Origin of the sequence: Paraburkholderia sp. J69-1, from assembly GCF_905220255.1 — a bacterium.
Taxonomy (GTDB): Bacteria; Pseudomonadota; Gammaproteobacteria; order Burkholderiales; family Burkholderiaceae; genus Paraburkholderia.
Genome location: NZ_CAJMZG010000012.1, coordinates 80,001 through 96,064 on the forward strand (window position 1 = coordinate 80,001; position 16,064 = coordinate 96,064).

The window sequence follows — 16,064 nt, forward strand, 5'->3', positions numbered from 1 at the left end:
CCCATCTGGCAGCCCACTGAGCGGGACTGACTCAAAGAGTCGTCCAACCATGAACGCACCTCAAGTTTTCGATCCTCACGGCGCAGCCGCAGCCGTGGCTGCCGACATCGAACCGCGCCTGCGCGAGATTCCGTATAACTACACGTCCTTTTCGGATCGCGAAATTGTCATTCGTCTGCTAGGCGAACAGGCATGGGACGCGCTGGCCGAACTGCGCGCCGAACGCCGTACCGGCCGCTCGGCACGTATGTTGTACGAAGTGCTCGGCGATATCTGGGTCGTGCGCCGCAATCCGTATCTGCAGGACGATCTGCTCGACAACCCCAAGCGCCGCGCGCTGCTGATCGAGGCGCTGAATCACCGTATCGCCGAAATCGAAAAGCGCCGCCGCGCCGACCTCGTCGAGCATAACGACAAGGACGGGCTGGAGCGCGCCACGCGCGTGGAGACGCTGGTTGCATCGGCGCGCCGCGCGATCGAAGCATTCGCCGCCGAATTCGACAAGATGGCCGAGCTGCGCCGCCGCGCCACCAAGGTGCTGGGCAAGCAGACGCAGAAGGACAACATCCGTTTCGACGGCATCGCGCGTGTTTCGCACGTGACGGATGCGACCGATTGGCGCGTCGAATATCCGTTCGTGGTCCTCACGCCCGATACCGAAGCGGAAATCGCCGGCCTCATCAAGGCGTGTTTCGAACTCGGTCTGACCGTGATTCCGCGCGGAGGCGGCACCGGTTACACGGGCGGCGCCGTGCCGCTCACGCCGTTCTCGGCGGTCATCAACACCGAAAAGCTCGAACAGCTCGGCCCGGTCGAGATGACCGATCTGCCCGGCGTCGACCGCAAGGTCGCAACGATCTTCTCGGGCGCGGGCGTCGTGACGCGTCGCGTGACCGAAGCGGCGGACGCTGCGGGCTTCGTGTTCGCCGTCGATCCGACTTCGCTCGATGCCTCGTGCATCGGCGGCAATGTGGCGATGAACGCGGGCGGCAAGAAGGCCGTGCTGTGGGGCACGGCGCTCGACAATCTCGCCTGGTGGCGCATGGTCGATCCGCAGGGCAACTGGCTCGAAGTCACGCGTCTTGACCACAACATGGGCAAGATTCACGACATCGAAGTCGCGCGTTTCGAACTGAAGTGGTTCGACGGCGAGTACGCGCCGGGCGAAAAGCTGCTGCGCACGGAATCGCTCGACATCGCCGGCCGCGTGTTCCGCAAGGAAGGTCTCGGCAAGGACGTGACGGATAAATTCCTCGCGGGTCTGCCGGGCATCCAGAAGGAAGGCTGCGACGGTCTGATCACGTCGGCGCGCTGGGTCCTGCACAAGATGCCCGCGCACACGCGCACGGTCTGTCTGGAGTTCTTCGGCCAGGCGCGCGAAGCGATCCCGAGCATCGTCGAAATCAAGGATTACCTGTTCGAGACCTCGAAGCAGGGCGGCGCGATTCTCGCGGGTCTGGAGCATCTGGACGAGCGCTATCTGCGCGCCGTCGGCTATGCGACCAAGAGCAAGCGCAACGCGTTTCCGAAGATGGTGCTGATCGGCGATATCGTCGGCGACGATGCCGACGCCGTGGCCAGCGCCACCTCGGAAGTCATCCGCATGGCCAACGGCAAGAGCGGCGAAGGTTTCGTCGCGGTGTCGGCCGAAGCCCGCAAGCGCTTCTGGCTCGACCGTAGCCGCACGGCCGCGATCGCGAAGCACACCAACGCGTTCAAGATCAACGAAGACGTCGTGATTCCGCTCGACCGCATGGGCGAATACACGGACGGCATCGAGCGCATCAACATCGAGCTGTCGATCAAGAACAAGCTGCAACTGGTCGACGCGCTCGAAGCGTTCTTCAAGGACGGCAAGCTGCCGCTCGGCAAGACCGACGACGCGAACGAGATTCCGTCGGCGGAACTGCTCGAAGACCGCGTGCAGCAGGCGCTCGATCTGCTCAAGCGCGTGCGCGAGCGCTGGACCTTCGTGGGCGAAAAGCTCGACATGCCGTTGCGCGAGGCGCAGCACTATCTCGTGCAGCTGGGCTACGAAGCGCTGGCGGAAAAGTTCGCCGACCGCTGCGACGTGCAGGCCGACGTCAACGTCTTCCACGTGACGCAGGACCGCACGGTGCGCATCTCGTGGAAGCAGGAAATCCGCGCGGAACTGCGCCAGATCTTCAACGGCGGCGCCTTCAAGCCGATCCTCGACGAAGCTCAGGCGATCCACAAGAAGGTGCTGCGCGGGCGCGTGTTCGTGGCGCTGCACATGCACGCCGGCGACGGCAACGTGCACACCAACCTGCCGGTCAACTCGGACAACTACGAGATGCTGCAGGACGCGCACGTCGCGGTGGCGCGCATCATGAAGCTCGCGCGTTCGCTGGACGGCGTGATCTCGGGCGAGCACGGCATCGGCATTACGAAGCTCGAATTCCTCACCGAAGACGAGATCGCCGAATTCCGCGCCTACAAGCAGCGCGTCGACCCGGAAGGGCGCTTCAACAAGGGCAAGCTGCTCGAAGGCGCCGACCTGCGCAACGCCTACACGCCGTCGTTCGGCCTGATGGGCTACGAATCGCTGATCATGCAGCAGTCCGATATTGGCGCGATCGCCGAATCGGTCAAGGACTGCCTGCGCTGCGGCAAGTGCAAGCCGGTGTGCGCCACGCACGTGCCGCGCGCGAACCTGCTGTACAGCCCGCGCAACAAGATTCTCGCGACCTCGCTGCTGGTCGAGGCCTTCCTGTACGAAGAGCAGACGCGCCGCGGCGTGTCGATCAAGCACTGGGACGAGTTCAACGACGTGGCCGATCACTGCACGGTCTGCCACAAGTGCGTGACGCCGTGCCCGGTCAAGATCGACTTCGGCGACGTGACGATGAACATGCGCAATCTGCTGCGCAAGATGGGCAAGAAGAAGTTCAACGCGGGTAACGCGGCTGGCATGTTCTTCCTCAACGCCACCAATCCGCAGACCATTAATCTCGCGCGTACCGCGATGATGGGCGTGGGCTACAAGGCGCAGCGTCTGGGCAACGACGTGCTCAAGAAGTTCGTCAGGAAACAGGCGGCGCATCCGCCCGCAACCACGGGCCGCGCGCCGGTGGTCGAGCAGGTGATCCACTTCGTCAACAAGAAGATGCCGGGCAACCTGCCGAAGAAGACGGCGCGCGCGCTGCTCGACATCGAAGACAACAAGATCGTGCCGATCATCCGCAACCCGAAGACCACCAGCGTGGATTCGGAAGCGGTGTTCTACTTCCCGGGCTGCGGTTCGGAGCGTCTGTTCTCGCAGGTGGGTCTGGCCACGCAAGCCATGCTCTGGGAAGCGGGCGTGCAGACCGTGCTGCCGCCGGGCTATCTGTGCTGCGGTTACCCGCAGCGCGGCTCGGGCCAGTTCGACAAGGCCGAGCAGATCGTGACGGACAATCGCGTGCTGTTCCACCGCATGGCGAACACGCTCAACTACCTCGACATCAAGACCGTCGTGGTGTCGTGCGGGACGTGCTACGACCAGCTCGCCGGTTATGAATTCGACAAGATCTTCCCGGGCTGCCGCATCATCGACATTCACGAGTTCCTGCTCGAGAAGGGCATCAAGCTCGATGGCGTGTCGGGGACGCGCTACATGTACCACGACCCGTGCCACACGCCGATCAAGACGATCGACCCGGTCAAGCTCGTCAATGAGCTGATGGGTTCGGAGAAGGACGGCTACAAGATCGAGAAGAACGATCGTTGCTGCGGCGAGTCGGGCACGCTGGCGGTGACGCGTCCGGACATTTCGACCCAGGTGCGTTTCCGCAAGGAAGAGGAAATCCGCAAGGGTGCAGCCAAGCTGCGCGACATTCCGATCATCGGCAACGGTGCGAATGGCGTGCAACCGGCTACGCCGCAGGAAGCGGGTGGGCAGGGCAAGCCGCAGGACGTCAAGATTCTGACGTCGTGCCCGTCCTGCCTCCAGGGTCTGTCGCGTTACAACGAGGACGCCAACGTGGAAGCCGATTACATCGTGGTGGAGATCGCCCGACACGTGCTCGGCGAAAACTGGATGGCCGACTACGTGAACCACGCGAACAATGGCGGAATCGAGCGCGTGCTGGTTTAATGCTAGCGCCAAATTTTCCGTAACACGGGTTCGAGGACGACGATGGGATGCGTATTCTGTAATGAGGAAGGCGGTGAAGTGCTGTGGGAAGACGAGCGTATGCGCGTCGTTCTCGCCACCGCCGAAGTCGACTATCCCGGCTTTTGCCGGGTGATCTGGAATACGCATGTCGCCGAGTTCTCGGATCTCGCCGATGCGGACCGGGAACACCTTATGCGCGCGGTCTATGCGGTCGAGCGTGTGTTGCGCCGCATCATGCAGCCGTCGAAGGTGAATCTGGCGAGTCTCGGCAACCAGGTGCCGCATGTGCATTGGCACGTGATTCCGCGCTTTACCAACGACGCGCATTTTCCGATGTCGGTCTGGTCGCCGCGCCAGCGTACGGTGTCCGAAGCGATGCTCGGCCAGCGCCGTGCGCAGGCGACGCTGCTGCGCGAGGCGGTGCGCCAGGAAATGGAGCAGGCGCAGGCTTCGTGAGCGTCGCTGCGCGGCCCGGGATCGCGTCGATCGAACAGGGACGATCATGAGTGGACTGAAATCCGATACGCCGGTGCCGACCGGCGTCGTGGTGCATGCGCTGTCGCGCGTGCTCGAACTGCAGTATGCGAACGGCGAGAGTTACCGCATTCCGTTCGAACTGATGCGCGTTTTTTCGCCCTCCGCCGAGGTGCGCGGCCACGGCCCGGGCCAGGAGACGCTGCAGACCGGCAAGCGTGAAGTGACGATCACGGCGCTCGAAGGCGTCGGCCACTACGCGCTGCAGCCTACTTTCTCCGACGGCCACAATACTGGCATCTATTCCTGGGACCAGCTTTACGAGCTGGCGACGCGTCAGGACGCGCTCTGGGCCGAGTATTTCGCGAAGCTCAAGGCCGCGGGCGTCGAGCGCGATGCGCCGATGGCAGCAGCACCTGCCGCCCACGGCCACTGCCACTGACGCTTCCTGTTACGATCCAGCCGCCGCGCGAGGGGCGCGGCTCACTCCATCAAAAAGAACCGGACACGATCCGGCTCAAGACCCGCGAAAGGACGAGCGCGATGAGCAAAACCCACTTCGGCTATCAGACAGTCGACGAACAGGACAAGGCGAAGAAGGTGGCCGGCGTGTTCCACTCGGTCGCCTCGAACTACGACCTGATGAACGATCTGATGTCGGGCGGGCTGCACCGCGCCTGGAAGGCGTTCACGATCGCGCAGGCGAACATCCGCCCGGGCGCGAAGGTGCTCGATATCGCGGGCGGCACCGGTGATCTGTCGATGGCATTCGCGAAGAAGGCCGGCCCTACCGGCGAAGTCTGGCACACCGACATCAACGAATCGATGCTGCGCGTGGGCCGCGACCGCCTGATCGACAAGGGCGTGATCACGCCCGCGCTGCTCTGCGACGCCGAAAAAATTCCCTTCCCGGATAACTACTTCGACCTGGTCACGGTGGCCTTTGGCTTGCGCAACATGACCCACAAGGATCGTGCGCTGGCGGAAATGCGCCGCGTCATCAAGCCGGGCGGCCGCGTGATGGTGCTCGAATTCTCCAAGGTCTGGGAGCCGCTGAAGAAGGCGTACGACGTCTACTCGTTCAAGGTGCTGCCGTGGCTGGGCCAGCGTTTTGCCCAGGACGCGGAGAGCTACCAGTATCTGGCCGAGTCGATCCGCATGCACCCGGATCAGGAAACATTGAAGACGATGATGGAACAAGTCGGCCTCGACGCCGTCAAATATTACAATTTGTCAGCTGGCGTGGTAGCCTTACACGTCGGAACAAAGTACTAATGTTCCCAACTCTCTGTCTTTAAAGGAAATTCCGCCATGTCCGAGACTCGCAACATTGCTTTCAATAAGCTTTCTATGTCTTGGGCGAGGCGGATCGGCACCTTCGCGGTGATCGGCGCGATCGTCGCGGGCAGCCTGGCTTCGCTCGACGCTGAAGCAAAACGCATGGGTGGCGGCCGCAGCTTCGGCCGTCAGTCTTCGGTGGCGTCGCAGCGCAGCACCACGCCGCCGCCGGCACAACCCAGCCCTACGCAGCAAGCGGGCGCGCGCGCCCAGCCCGGCGCACCGGCGCCGGCAGCCACGCCCGCACCGGCGCGTAACCGCTGGCTCGGGCCGATCGCGGGTCTCGCGGCAGGTCTCGGTATCGCGGCGCTGCTGTCGCACTTTGGCCTTGGCGAAGCGTTCGCCGGCGCAATGGCCAACATGATCGTGATCGCGCTGATTGCTTTCGTCGCCATCTGGCTGATCCGCAAGTTCATGAGCCGTCGTCGCGATACGCAGCAACCGGCGTATCAAACCGGTGGCGCCAGCCTGAATCAGGCGGGTGGCTATCAGCCGCAGGAACCGCGCTACACCACGCCGCCCACGGGCCAGTACCTCGCGCCCGAAGCGCAGCCGCTCACCACGCCGCAGATCAACAACGCGCCCGACGTGCCGGCCGGTTTCGACACCGAAGCTTTCCTGCGTAACGCCAAGGTGTACTTCGTGCGTCTGCAGGCCGCGTGGGACGTGGGCAATATCGAAGACATCCGCGAATTCACCACGCCGGAAATGTTCGCCGAAGTCCGCGTCGATCTCGCGGGTCGCGGCGCGCAGACCAACCAGACCGATGTCGTGCAGCTCAACGCCGATCTGCTCGCCGTGGAAGAGCGCGGCAACGAATACCTCGCGAGCGTGCGCTTCTCCGGTTTGATCCGCGAAGAGGCGGGCGCGGCGGCGGCGCCGTTCGTCGAGATCTGGAATCTTTCGAAGTCGCGCAGCACGGGCGAAGGCTGGCTGCTCGCGGGTATCCAGCAGGTCGAAGCGCATTGATGAGTTAGCGCGGCGTTAGCACGGCAGGGCGAGGTCCGACAGCCCGCGCCCTGTGGCGGCGCGGCTTTGCGCCTCGAACGCTACAATAGGAACCCGCGCGAGCTCGATGCCCGCGCGGGTTTTTTTATTTCCAAGCCGATGACTCTCGCCGCCAAGCCCTTCGCCGCCGCTGTCAATCACCTGCTCGCCCGCGAATCGTGGGCCCGCGACCGCCTCGCTCCATACGCCGGCAAGACCGCGCGTCTGTCCTGTCCGCCCGTGGTGCTTACGCTGCTCGTGCAGCCTGACGGCTATCTGGCCGCCGTCGAGGAGCAGGACGCAACTCACGCCGATGTCGCGCTTTCGCTGCCTGCGGGCGCGTTGTCTTCGTACGTGCAGGGCGGCCAGTCCGCCATCATGAAGCACGTGAAAATCGAGGGCGACGCCGAATTCGCGCAGATCATCGGCAAGCTTGCCGAGCATCTGCGCTGGGAGCCCGAGGAGGATCTCGCGAAGCTGATCGGCGATGCGCCGGCCTCGCGCATTGCGTCGTTTGCGCGCGCCGCGCACGAGCAGGTGCTGCGCACCGGGCGCAACGTGCTGGGCTCCGTCACCGAATATCTGCTCGACGAAAATCCGCAGCTCGTGCGGCACGCCGAGCTCGACGGCTTCAATGCGGAGCTGTCCCGCGCGCGCGATGCACTGGCGCGCGTCGAAAAGCGCATCGAGCGCCTTGAACAAAAAACACAAGCGCGCAGCGCGAGCCAGGGCCAGCTTCAGGCTCCGGCGCCGCGCTGCCCGAGCCCGCTACAAGGCAATTAAGACATGCGTTTTCTGCGTTTCCTGAAGATTTTCTTTACGGTCATCCGCTTCGGTCTCGACGAAATGATGTTGAGCCGGATCAATGACCGGCGCGTCAGAGTGCTGCTGCGTATCACCACCATCGGGCGTAAATTCGATCAACCGCCGGGCGTGCGTCTGCGTCTCGCGCTCGAAAGCCTCGGCCCGATTTTCGTGAAGTTCGGTCAGGTGCTGTCGACGCGCCGCGATCTGCTGCCGCTCGACATCGCCAACGAACTCGCCAAGCTTCAGGATCAGGTGCCGCCGTTCGAATCGCAGGTGGCCATCGACATCATCGAAAAATCGCTGGGCGCGCCCGTCGATACGCTGTTCGACGACTTCGAACGCGTGCCGGTGGCGAGCGCCTCGATCGCGCAGGTGCACTTCGCCAAGGTGAAGTCCGGCCAGCACGCGGGCAAGGCGGTGGCGGTGAAGGTGCTGCGCCCGAACATGCGTCCGGTGATCGATTCCGATCTCTTGCTGCTGCGCGATATCGCCGTGTGGGCCGAGCGCCTGTGGGCCGACGGCAAGCGCCTGAAGCCGCGCGAAGTGGTGGCGGAATTCGACAAGTATCTGCACGACGAACTCGACCTGATGCGCGAGGCCGCTAACGGCAGCCAGCTGCGCCGCAACTTCGCCGGTCTCGATCTGCTGATGGTGCCCGAGATGTACTGGGAATTCAGCACGGCCAACGTGCTGGTGATGGAGCGCATGGTGGGCGTGCCGATCAGCCAGGTGGACCGGCTGCGCGCGGCGGGCGTCGATATCCCCAAGCTCGCGCGCGAAGGCGTGGAAATCTTCTTCACGCAGGTGTTCCGCGACGGTTTTTTCCACGCCGATATGCATCCCGGCAACATCCAGGTCAGCCTCGATCCGGCGCATTTCGGGCGTTATATCGCGCTGGATTTCGGCATCGTCGGCGCGCTGTCGGACTTCGACAAGAACTACCTCGCGCAGAACTTCCTCGCCTTCTTCAAGCGCGACTATCATCGCGTGGCGACGCTGCACATCGAGTCGGGCTGGGTGCCGCCCACGACGCGCGTCGAAGAACTGGAAAGCGCGATTCGCGCCGTCTGCGAGCCGTATTTCGATCGCGCGCTCAAGGATATTTCGCTCGGTCAGGTGCTGTTGCGACTGTTCCAGACCTCGCGCCGCTTCAACGTGGAAATTCAGCCGCAGCTCGTGCTGCTGCAAAAGACCATGCTGAACGTGGAAGGGCTGGGCCGCTCGCTCGACCCCGAACTCGATCTCTGGAAGACGGCCAAGCCGTATCTGGAGCGCTGGATGACCGAACAGATCGGCCTGCGCGGCTGGTACGAGCGCTTCAAGATCGAGGCGCCGCAGTGGAGCAAGACGCTGCCGCAATTGCCGCGCCTCATCCATAACGCGCTGCTGCATCGTCAGGACCCGACGCACCTCGCCAACGACGAGACGATCCGCCAGATTCTCGCCGAGCAGCGCCGCACCAACCGCATGCTGCAGGGCCTCGTGGTGTTCGGCGTGGCGGTGGGCGTGGGCATGGTGGCGGCGCGCGTGTGGCTGGCGCTGGCTTACGGTTACGGCGGCTGATAGCGCACGCAGGGCACGCAGCCTGCCGAAGCCGCAAAGCAGCCGAAAAAGACAAGGAGCGAGACGATGAGCGACCCCACGCAACCCGGTCAGGCAGGGCAGGCGCCCGAATTCGATTCGCGCGATCCGGCCGCGCCCGCGTTCTGGGACGAGCGCTTCGAGCGCGGTTTCACGCCGTGGGATCAGGCAGGCGTGCTGCCGGCCTTCGAAGCCTTCGCCGCCGCGCATCCCGCCGCCAACGTGCTGATTCCCGGTTGCGGCAACGCCTGGGAAGCGCGCTGGCTGGCCGAGCGCGGGCGCACGGTGCGCGCCATCGACTTTGCGCCTTCGGCGGTTGCGCATGCGCGCGCAGCGCTGGGCGATTACGCGAACGTGGTCGAGCAAGCCGACTTCTACACCTACACGCCGCCGTTCACGCCGGCGTGGATTTTCGAGCGCGCCTTTCTCTGCGCGCTGCCGAAAGTGCAGCGCGCAGACTACGCGCGCCGCATGGCCGAACTGCTCGCGCCGGGCGCGTTGCTGGCGGGCTACTTCTTTATCGGCGAAACGCCCAAGGGGCCGCCGTTCGGCATCGCACGCGATGAACTCGACGCGCTGCTCACGCCGCATTTCTCGCTGATCGACGATCAGCCGGTGGAAGGCTCGCTGCCGGTGTTCCAGGGCCGCGAACGCTGGCTTACCTGGCGGCGTAAAAGCTGAACCTGTGCCGCGCTGCGGCACAAAACCTGCCCACGCTCTTGATCCTGCGCAAGCCGGCCCCATCTGGCCCGGAGCGCGCTGCGTTCGCTGGTCCTGGCAATTCCCAGGCCAAGGGAGCGTTTGCGGCTATAATTCAAGGCTTTGCAAGCATTTGTCAGGTTTTTGCGCCTGACTTTCACTCGTTTCATCAGGAAAGAGATCATGCCGATCTACGCTTACCGCTGCGAGTCGTGCGGCTTCGACAAGGACTGTCTGCAGAAGATCAGCGATGCGCCCCTGACGCAGTGCCCAAGCTGCGGTGCGGACGCATTTCGCAAGCAGGTTACTGCGGCTGGCTTTCAGCTGAAGGGCTCGGGCTGGTACGTCACGGATTTCCGTGGCGGCAATAACAGCAACGGCGGCAACGGGGCGAGCGCGGCTGCGACCGGCGCGAAGACCGACAGCGCGTCGTCGTCCGAGTCCAAAACGGCTGCGGCCGACAGCGCGCCGGCAACGGCGAGCGCTCCGGCAGCGCCGGCTGCGGGCACAAGCGGCACAAGCAGCGCAAGCAGCACGAGCACGGCAGGCTCGACCTGAAACCCTGCGGCCCGATTCCGGTTTTCCGGGGTCAGGCGGCGTAAGCGCCGCGCCACGCGCGCGGCCTGGATGGCGTGTACATGACGATCAAGAAAGCGACTTTAAAATCGGTATTCCTGACCGGCCTGCTCGTGCTGGTGCCGTTGGCCCTCACGCTGTGGGTCCTGAATCTCGTCATCAGCACGATGGATCAGACGCTGTTGCTGCTGCCGGAGTCGTGGCGCCCGCCAGTGCATCTGCCGGGTCTGGGCGCGGTGCTCACGCTGGCGTTCATCTTCGTGGTGGGCCTGCTCACGCACAATTTCATCGGCCAGAAGCTGGTGGAGTGGTGGAATGCGCTGGTGCGCCGCATCCCGATCATCGGTCCGCTGTATGGAAGCATCCAGCAGGTTTCCGATACACTGCTTTCCAGCAACGGCAATGCCTTTCGCAAGGCGCTCCTGATCGAGTACCCGCGCAAGGGCTCGTGGACCATCGCGTTCCTCACCGGCATTCCGGGCGGCGACGTGGTGAACCATCTGCAGGAAGACCATGTGAGCGTGTATGTGCCGACCACGCCCAATCCCACCTCGGGCTTTTTCCTGATGGTGCCGAAGAGCGAAGTCGTCGAACTCGACATGACGGTCGATGCCGCGCTCAAGTATATTGTTTCGATGGGCGTCGTCGCGCCAGCCGCGACTCCGCGACGCCCCATCGATCCCCCGCTTTAAATACCGGATGCTGCGTCGGCTCCAAGAGGCGCACGCGGCCTTCCTGTTTAATTTACGCATAACGAAAGACGAACATCATGTCGATGAGATCTGAATACTGCGGTCTGGTGACCGAACAGCTGCTGGGCCAAAACGTTTCGCTGTGCGGATGGGTGCAGCGCCGCCGTGACCATGGCGGCGTTATCTTCATCGACCTGCGCGATCGGGAAGGCCTCGTCCAGGTCGTGTGCGACCCGGACCGCGCAGAGATGTTCAAGGTGGCCGAAGGCGTGCGCAACGAATTCTGCGTGCAGATCAAGGGCCTCGTTCGCAATCGTCCGGAAGGCACGGTCAACGCCAATCTGAAGAGCGGCAAGATCGAAGTGCTGTGCCACGAACTCGTGGTGCTGAACGCGTCGGTCACGCCGCCGTTCCAGCTCGACGACGACAACCTCTCGGAAACCACGCGCCTCACGCATCGCGTGCTGGACCTGCGCCGTCCGCAGATGCAGCACAACCTGCGCCTGCGTTACCGCGTGGCGATGGAAACGCGCAAGTATCTCGATTCGCTCGGCTTCATCGACATCGAAACGCCGATGCTCACCAAGAGCACGCCGGAAGGCGCGCGTGACTACCTCGTGCCGTCGCGTACCAACGCAGGCCAGTTCTTCGCGCTGCCGCAGTCGCCGCAGCTCTTCAAGCAGCTGCTGATGGTGGCGAACTTCGATCGCTACTACCAGATCGTCAAGTGCTTCCGCGACGAAGACCTGCGCGCCGACCGTCAGCCGGAATTCACGCAGATCGACTGCGAAACGTCGTTCCTCGGCGAGCAGGAAATCCGCGATCTGTTCGAAGACATGGCGCGTCACGTGTTCAAGGAAACGATCGGCGTCGAACTCGATGCGAAGTTCCCGATCATGCCGTACTCGGAAGCCATGAGCCGTTTCGGTTCGGACAAGCCGGACCTGCGCGTGAAGCTCGAATTCACGGAACTGACGGACGCCATGAAGGACGTGGACTTCAAGGTGTTCAGCACGCCGGCCAACAGCAAGGACGGCCGCGTGGCCGCACTGCGCGTGCCGAAGGGCGCCGAACTCTCGCGTGGCGACATCGACGGTTACACGGAATTCGTGCGCATTTACGGCGCGAAGGGCCTCGCCTGGATCAAGGTCAACGAAGTCGCGAAGGGCCGTGACGGTCTGCAAAGCCCGATCGTCAAGAACCTGCACGACGCGTCGATCGCCGCCATTCTCGAGCGCACCGGCGCGCAAGACGGCGACATCATCTTCTTCGCGGCAGATCGCGCGAAGGTCGTGAACGACAGCCTGGGCGCCCTGCGTCTGAAGATCGGCCATTCGGAATTCGGCAAGGCCAACGGTCTGGTCGAGAAGGGCTGGAAGCCGCTGTGGGTGATCGACTTCCCGATGTTCGAATACGACGAGGAAGAGAACCGCTACGTGGCCGCGCACCACCCGTTCACGAGCCCGAAGGACGAGCACCTGGAATATCTGGAAACGGACCCGGGCCGCTGCCTCGCGAAGGCGTACGACATGGTGCTGAACGGCTGGGAAATCGGCGGCGGTTCGGTCCGTATCTATCAGGAAGAAGTGCAGAGCAAGGTGTTCCGCGCGCTGAAGATCGGTCCGGAAGAAGCCCGTGCGAAGTTCGGCTTCCTGCTGGACGCGCTGCAATACGGCGCGCCGCCGCACGGCGGTATCGCATTCGGTCTGGACCGCATCGTCACGATGATGGCCGGCGCTGATTCGATCCGCGACGTGATCGCGTTCCCGAAGACGCAACGCGCACAGTGTCTGCTCACGCAGGCGCCGAGCGAAGTTGACGAGCGTCAGCTGAAGGAACTGCACATCCGTCTGCGTCAGCCTGAGCCGAAGACGGCGCAGTAAGTCGTTTAGCGGTGGCATGAAGAAGAGGCGCCTTGGCGCCTCTTTTTTCGTCTCGCGTCTGTGCGCGCATTCAACGCGTGCGCTGCCCGTTCACGCCGATTTGCTAGACTGCGCGACCATCGATCAGCAAAGAGCTTGCCATGCCGATACGCGCGCTTCGTGCCTTGTTCCTCGTCGTTTCGCTCGGCCTGCCGGCGCTTGCGCACGCGCAGCAGGTCGGCTTCATTTCGAACGGCGTCTACTACTCCGTGAATCCACAATTGCCGAAAGGCACGACATTGCAAGTCGTGCCCGACGTCGAGCATCCTGCCGTGCAATGCTGCGCGACCATCAGCGGGCGCGCGCCCGGCAACGCCAATGTGTCGGATAACCTGCACGATCGCGCCGTGACGGCTTACGCGATCGAGTTGCCGTCCACCCTCGATAAGGACGCTTCCGGGTTCGGGATAATCGGCGACGCGCGTTTCGCGAATGTCGGCAGGAACGTCGACGCCACGCTCGCTGGCGGGTTGAAAGTGCGCCTTTCCACCTGCACATCGAGCGAAAGCGTGCACTATCTCGGCAAGCGGATCGGCGATGGAAAAACGCTGGTGCATCTGTCCCAGCACTTTGACGCCGATTTCGAGCCCTCCTGTCGCGACGCCGATCTGGAGCCGGCCGCGCACTGAGCGCGCCATCGAACCCGTGCGCCTTTTGCCCCTTTTGCGTTAAATTCCTGACAGAACCGTCGCAAACATCGCGGCGAGTCCCCACACGTTCCATTGCCATGCAGAAGCCGCCGAAGATTCCGGAGTCCGTACTCGTCGTTATCCATACGGCGCAGCTCGAGGTATTGATCATCGAGCGCGCCGACCGCGCCGGCTTCTGGCAGTCGGTCACGGGCTCGAAGGACCGCCTCGACGAGCCGTTCGCGGAGACCGCCGTGCGCGAGGTGGCGGAGGAGACGGGCATCGTCGTCGGCTCGCCGGGCGTGCCGGATGCCGCGCTGCGCGACTGGCGGCACGAGATCGACTACGAGATCTATCCGGTCTGGCGCCATCGCTACGCCGAAGGTGTCACACGCAATACCGAGCACTGGTTTAGTCTCGAGGTGCCCGCCGGTACGCCTGTCACGCTCGCGCCGCGCGAGCACACCGCGTATCTGTGGCTGCCTTATGAGGAAGCGGCGGCGAAGTGTTTTTCGTCGTCCAATCGCGAGGCGATCCTGCAACTGCCCGCGCGTCTTGCCACGCGTGGCCAGGCGCTTCGTCCTGGAGAGCCTCTGTGAGCGATACCCGCGCCGATCCCGAAGCGGACCTCGAACCGCGCCGCGTCATGCGGCTGCGCGAGGCGCTGCTGGGGCGGCGCTATCGCTCGCGTTACCGTTTTACGAGCGGCAACGACGTGCGCCTGTTCCATTCGGGCGAGAGTCTCTTTGCATCGATGATCGCGCGCATCGAAGCCGCCCGCAGCGACGTTGCGCTCGAAACCTACATTTTCTGCAGCGACGGCACGGGGCAAGCCGTCTCCGAGGCGCTGATGCGCGCCGCCCGCCGCGGCGTGCGCGTGCGCGTGATCACCGATGGCGTCGGCACGGCGCGTCTCGATCTGTTCGATAGCTGGTCGGCGGCCGGTATCGAGCATCGCATCTACAACCCGCATATCTTCGGGCGCTTCGGCTTTTCGCGCACGCACCGCAAGCTCGCCGTGATCGACGATCAGTACGCGTATTGCGGCGGCATCAACGTGGTCGACGATATGGAGAACGACGGCAAGCCGCTGCCGTTCCCGCGCTGGGATTTCGCGCTGGAGCTGGCCGGGCCGGTGGTGGTGGACGTGCGCGAGGCGATCGAGATGCAGTGGCGGCGCATTCGCCTCGGGCACCGGCCGCCGCTCGCGGGCGCGGTGTCGCCCGATGGCGCGCCCGTGCTGTCGCCGGGCGTGCCCGCAAGCTCCGGTTTTCTCGCGCCGCATCCCACGGGCCACACGGTCAGGCAGCCCGCCAAGGCCGTCAACGAAGTGCTGCGCGAACTCGCGCCCGTCGTGCGCACCGGGCGCGCGCAACGCATCATCGCGCGGCTGCGTGACCGTCTGCGTGCGGGCGTGCCTGATCCGCGCACGGCGCATGTGCCCTGCGTGGCGTTCGTCGCGCGCGATAACGTGGTGAACCGCCGCGCGATCGAGAAGGCCTATCTGGACGCCATCGGCGAGGCGCGCAAGGAAGTGCTGCTCGCCAATCCGTACTTCATGCCGGGGCGGCGGCTGCGCCGCGCGCTCGTCGAAGCGGCGTCGCGCGGCGTGACCGTCAAGCTGCTGATCGGCCGCAAGGAGTTTGCGGTGCTCGATTACGGCACGCCGTTTCTCTATCACCAGTTGCTGAGCGCGGGCGTGCAGATCGCCGAATACGAAAAGACCATGCTGCACGGCAAGGTGGCCGTGGTGGATTGCGCGTGGGGCACGGTCGGATCGTCGAATCTGGATGCGCTCAGTCTCGTGCTCAACAACGAGGCCAATGTGCTGCTCGTGCTGCATCCGCAGATCCAGCAGCTACGCGACGAAATTCTCAGTGCTTTCGACGAATCGCCGAAGATCGACCGCGCGCGCTACGAGGCGCGTCCGTGGCATGTGCGGGCGGTCAACTGGCTCGCGTGGACGTCGTATCGCGCGGTCATGAAGCTGCTCACGGTGGGCGGCTACGACTAGCGTCCGGCGGCCTTTTAAGCGGGTCCGCAAAATATGCGCCTGCCATACCTTACGCCTGGCGTGCAATCGAGAAATGCTCGCTTGTGCGCGCCGTGCGAAGCCCGAAAATTAGAGTACCGGTTAGAAATCGGTTTCTAATAAAGTCCTTGTTTCGCGGGCGGCTGTCCTCAACAATAGTACGGCCGTTCGATTTAATTCAGGCCGAGATGCGAGCAGATCAAGCCAACA

General features: G+C 63.9%; 14 protein-coding genes. All 14 read left to right on the top strand.

The genetic code is table 11. The annotated features are described in order from the left end of the window. The first annotated feature begins 49 nt into the window (after window positions 1-49). Window positions 50-4,096 carry a DUF3683 domain-containing protein gene (locus U5A67_RS22365; RefSeq protein WP_205983395.1) on the top strand — a complete coding sequence of 1,349 codons (4,047 nt, stop codon included), beginning with the start codon at window positions 50-52 and terminating at the stop codon, window positions 4,094-4,096. Between the two features lie 42 nt (window positions 4,097-4,138). Then, window positions 4,139-4,573: an HIT family protein gene (locus U5A67_RS22370; RefSeq protein ID WP_321816208.1), complete on the top strand. Its 435-nt coding sequence runs from the start codon at window positions 4,139-4,141 to the stop codon at window positions 4,571-4,573. Window positions 4,574-4,619: 46 nt separating this feature from the next. Next, window positions 4,620-5,033 (top strand): gamma-butyrobetaine hydroxylase-like domain-containing protein, encoded by a 414-nt coding sequence (locus U5A67_RS22375; RefSeq protein ID WP_205983393.1) that lies wholly within the window; start codon window positions 4,620-4,622, stop codon window positions 5,031-5,033. A 101-nt stretch (window positions 5,034-5,134) separates the two neighbouring features. Then, the gene (gene ubiE / locus U5A67_RS22380; RefSeq protein WP_321816209.1) at window positions 5,135-5,866 is read left to right on the top strand and encodes a bifunctional demethylmenaquinone methyltransferase/2-methoxy-6-polyprenyl-1,4-benzoquinol methylase UbiE; all 732 of its coding nucleotides are present in this window, start codon (window positions 5,135-5,137) and stop codon (window positions 5,864-5,866) included. A gap of 36 nt (window positions 5,867-5,902) precedes the next feature. Then, window positions 5,903-6,898 (top strand): Tim44 domain-containing protein, encoded by a 996-nt coding sequence (locus U5A67_RS22385; protein ID WP_321816210.1) that lies wholly within the window; start codon window positions 5,903-5,905, stop codon window positions 6,896-6,898. Window positions 6,899-7,036: 138 nt separating this feature from the next. Next, the gene (locus tag U5A67_RS22390) at window positions 7,037-7,699 is read left to right on the top strand and encodes an SCP2 domain-containing protein (protein WP_321816211.1); all 663 of its coding nucleotides are present in this window, start codon (window positions 7,037-7,039) and stop codon (window positions 7,697-7,699) included. Between the two features lie 3 nt (window positions 7,700-7,702). Beyond that, on the top strand, window positions 7,703-9,286 hold the full coding sequence (ubiB, locus tag U5A67_RS22395; RefSeq protein WP_205983389.1) for a ubiquinone biosynthesis regulatory protein kinase UbiB: 1,584 nt from the start codon (window positions 7,703-7,705) through the stop codon (window positions 9,284-9,286). A 66-nt stretch (window positions 9,287-9,352) separates the two neighbouring features. Further along, window positions 9,353-9,985, top strand: coding sequence for a methyltransferase domain-containing protein (locus U5A67_RS22400; RefSeq protein WP_321816212.1), 633 nt, complete (start codon window positions 9,353-9,355; stop codon window positions 9,983-9,985). A 201-nt stretch (window positions 9,986-10,186) separates the two neighbouring features. Next, window positions 10,187-10,561: an FmdB family zinc ribbon protein gene (locus tag U5A67_RS22405; RefSeq protein ID WP_321816213.1), complete on the top strand. Its 375-nt coding sequence runs from the start codon at window positions 10,187-10,189 to the stop codon at window positions 10,559-10,561. Window positions 10,562-10,641: 80 nt separating this feature from the next. Then, on the top strand, window positions 10,642-11,271 hold the full coding sequence (locus U5A67_RS22410) for a DUF502 domain-containing protein (protein WP_205983386.1): 630 nt from the start codon (window positions 10,642-10,644) through the stop codon (window positions 11,269-11,271). A gap of 77 nt (window positions 11,272-11,348) precedes the next feature. Beyond that, window positions 11,349-13,154 carry an aspartate--tRNA ligase gene (gene aspS / locus U5A67_RS22415; protein ID WP_205983385.1) on the top strand — a complete coding sequence of 602 codons (1,806 nt, stop codon included), beginning with the start codon at window positions 11,349-11,351 and terminating at the stop codon, window positions 13,152-13,154. Between the two features lie 140 nt (window positions 13,155-13,294). Next, window positions 13,295-13,822: a hypothetical protein gene (locus U5A67_RS22420; RefSeq protein ID WP_321816214.1), complete on the top strand. Its 528-nt coding sequence runs from the start codon at window positions 13,295-13,297 to the stop codon at window positions 13,820-13,822. A 98-nt stretch (window positions 13,823-13,920) separates the two neighbouring features. Further along, the gene (nudB, locus tag U5A67_RS22425) at window positions 13,921-14,421 is read left to right on the top strand and encodes a dihydroneopterin triphosphate diphosphatase (RefSeq protein WP_321816215.1); all 501 of its coding nucleotides are present in this window, start codon (window positions 13,921-13,923) and stop codon (window positions 14,419-14,421) included. Between the two features lie 47 nt (window positions 14,422-14,468). Then, the gene (locus U5A67_RS22430; RefSeq protein WP_205983468.1) at window positions 14,469-15,836 is read left to right on the top strand and encodes a phospholipase D-like domain-containing protein; all 1,368 of its coding nucleotides are present in this window, start codon (window positions 14,469-14,471) and stop codon (window positions 15,834-15,836) included. The last annotated feature ends 228 nt before the right edge of the window (window positions 15,837-16,064 follow it).

What these genes read in the sequence shown, in the direction of transcription:
- U5A67_RS22365 (WP_205983395.1), top strand. Translation starts at nt 50, where the DNA reads ATGAACGCACCTCAAGTTTTCGATCCTCACGGCGCAGCCGCAGCCGTG.
- U5A67_RS22370 (WP_321816208.1), top strand. Translation starts at nt 4,139, where the DNA reads ATGGGATGCGTATTCTGTAATGAGGAAGGCGGTGAAGTGCTGTGGGAA.
- U5A67_RS22375 (WP_205983393.1), top strand. Translation starts at nt 4,620, where the DNA reads ATGAGTGGACTGAAATCCGATACGCCGGTGCCGACCGGCGTCGTGGTG.
- ubiE (WP_321816209.1), top strand. Translation starts at nt 5,135, where the DNA reads ATGAGCAAAACCCACTTCGGCTATCAGACAGTCGACGAACAGGACAAG.
- U5A67_RS22385 (WP_321816210.1), top strand. Translation starts at nt 5,903, where the DNA reads ATGTCCGAGACTCGCAACATTGCTTTCAATAAGCTTTCTATGTCTTGG.
- U5A67_RS22390 (WP_321816211.1), top strand. Translation starts at nt 7,037, where the DNA reads ATGACTCTCGCCGCCAAGCCCTTCGCCGCCGCTGTCAATCACCTGCTC.
- ubiB (WP_205983389.1), top strand. Translation starts at nt 7,703, where the DNA reads ATGCGTTTTCTGCGTTTCCTGAAGATTTTCTTTACGGTCATCCGCTTC.
- U5A67_RS22400 (WP_321816212.1), top strand. Translation starts at nt 9,353, where the DNA reads ATGAGCGACCCCACGCAACCCGGTCAGGCAGGGCAGGCGCCCGAATTC.
- U5A67_RS22405 (WP_321816213.1), top strand. Translation starts at nt 10,187, where the DNA reads ATGCCGATCTACGCTTACCGCTGCGAGTCGTGCGGCTTCGACAAGGAC.
- U5A67_RS22410 (WP_205983386.1), top strand. Translation starts at nt 10,642, where the DNA reads ATGACGATCAAGAAAGCGACTTTAAAATCGGTATTCCTGACCGGCCTG.
- aspS (WP_205983385.1), top strand. Translation starts at nt 11,349, where the DNA reads ATGTCGATGAGATCTGAATACTGCGGTCTGGTGACCGAACAGCTGCTG.
- U5A67_RS22420 (WP_321816214.1), top strand. Translation starts at nt 13,295, where the DNA reads ATGCCGATACGCGCGCTTCGTGCCTTGTTCCTCGTCGTTTCGCTCGGC.
- nudB (WP_321816215.1), top strand. Translation starts at nt 13,921, where the DNA reads ATGCAGAAGCCGCCGAAGATTCCGGAGTCCGTACTCGTCGTTATCCAT.
- U5A67_RS22430 (WP_205983468.1), top strand. Translation starts at nt 14,469, where the DNA reads ATGCGGCTGCGCGAGGCGCTGCTGGGGCGGCGCTATCGCTCGCGTTAC.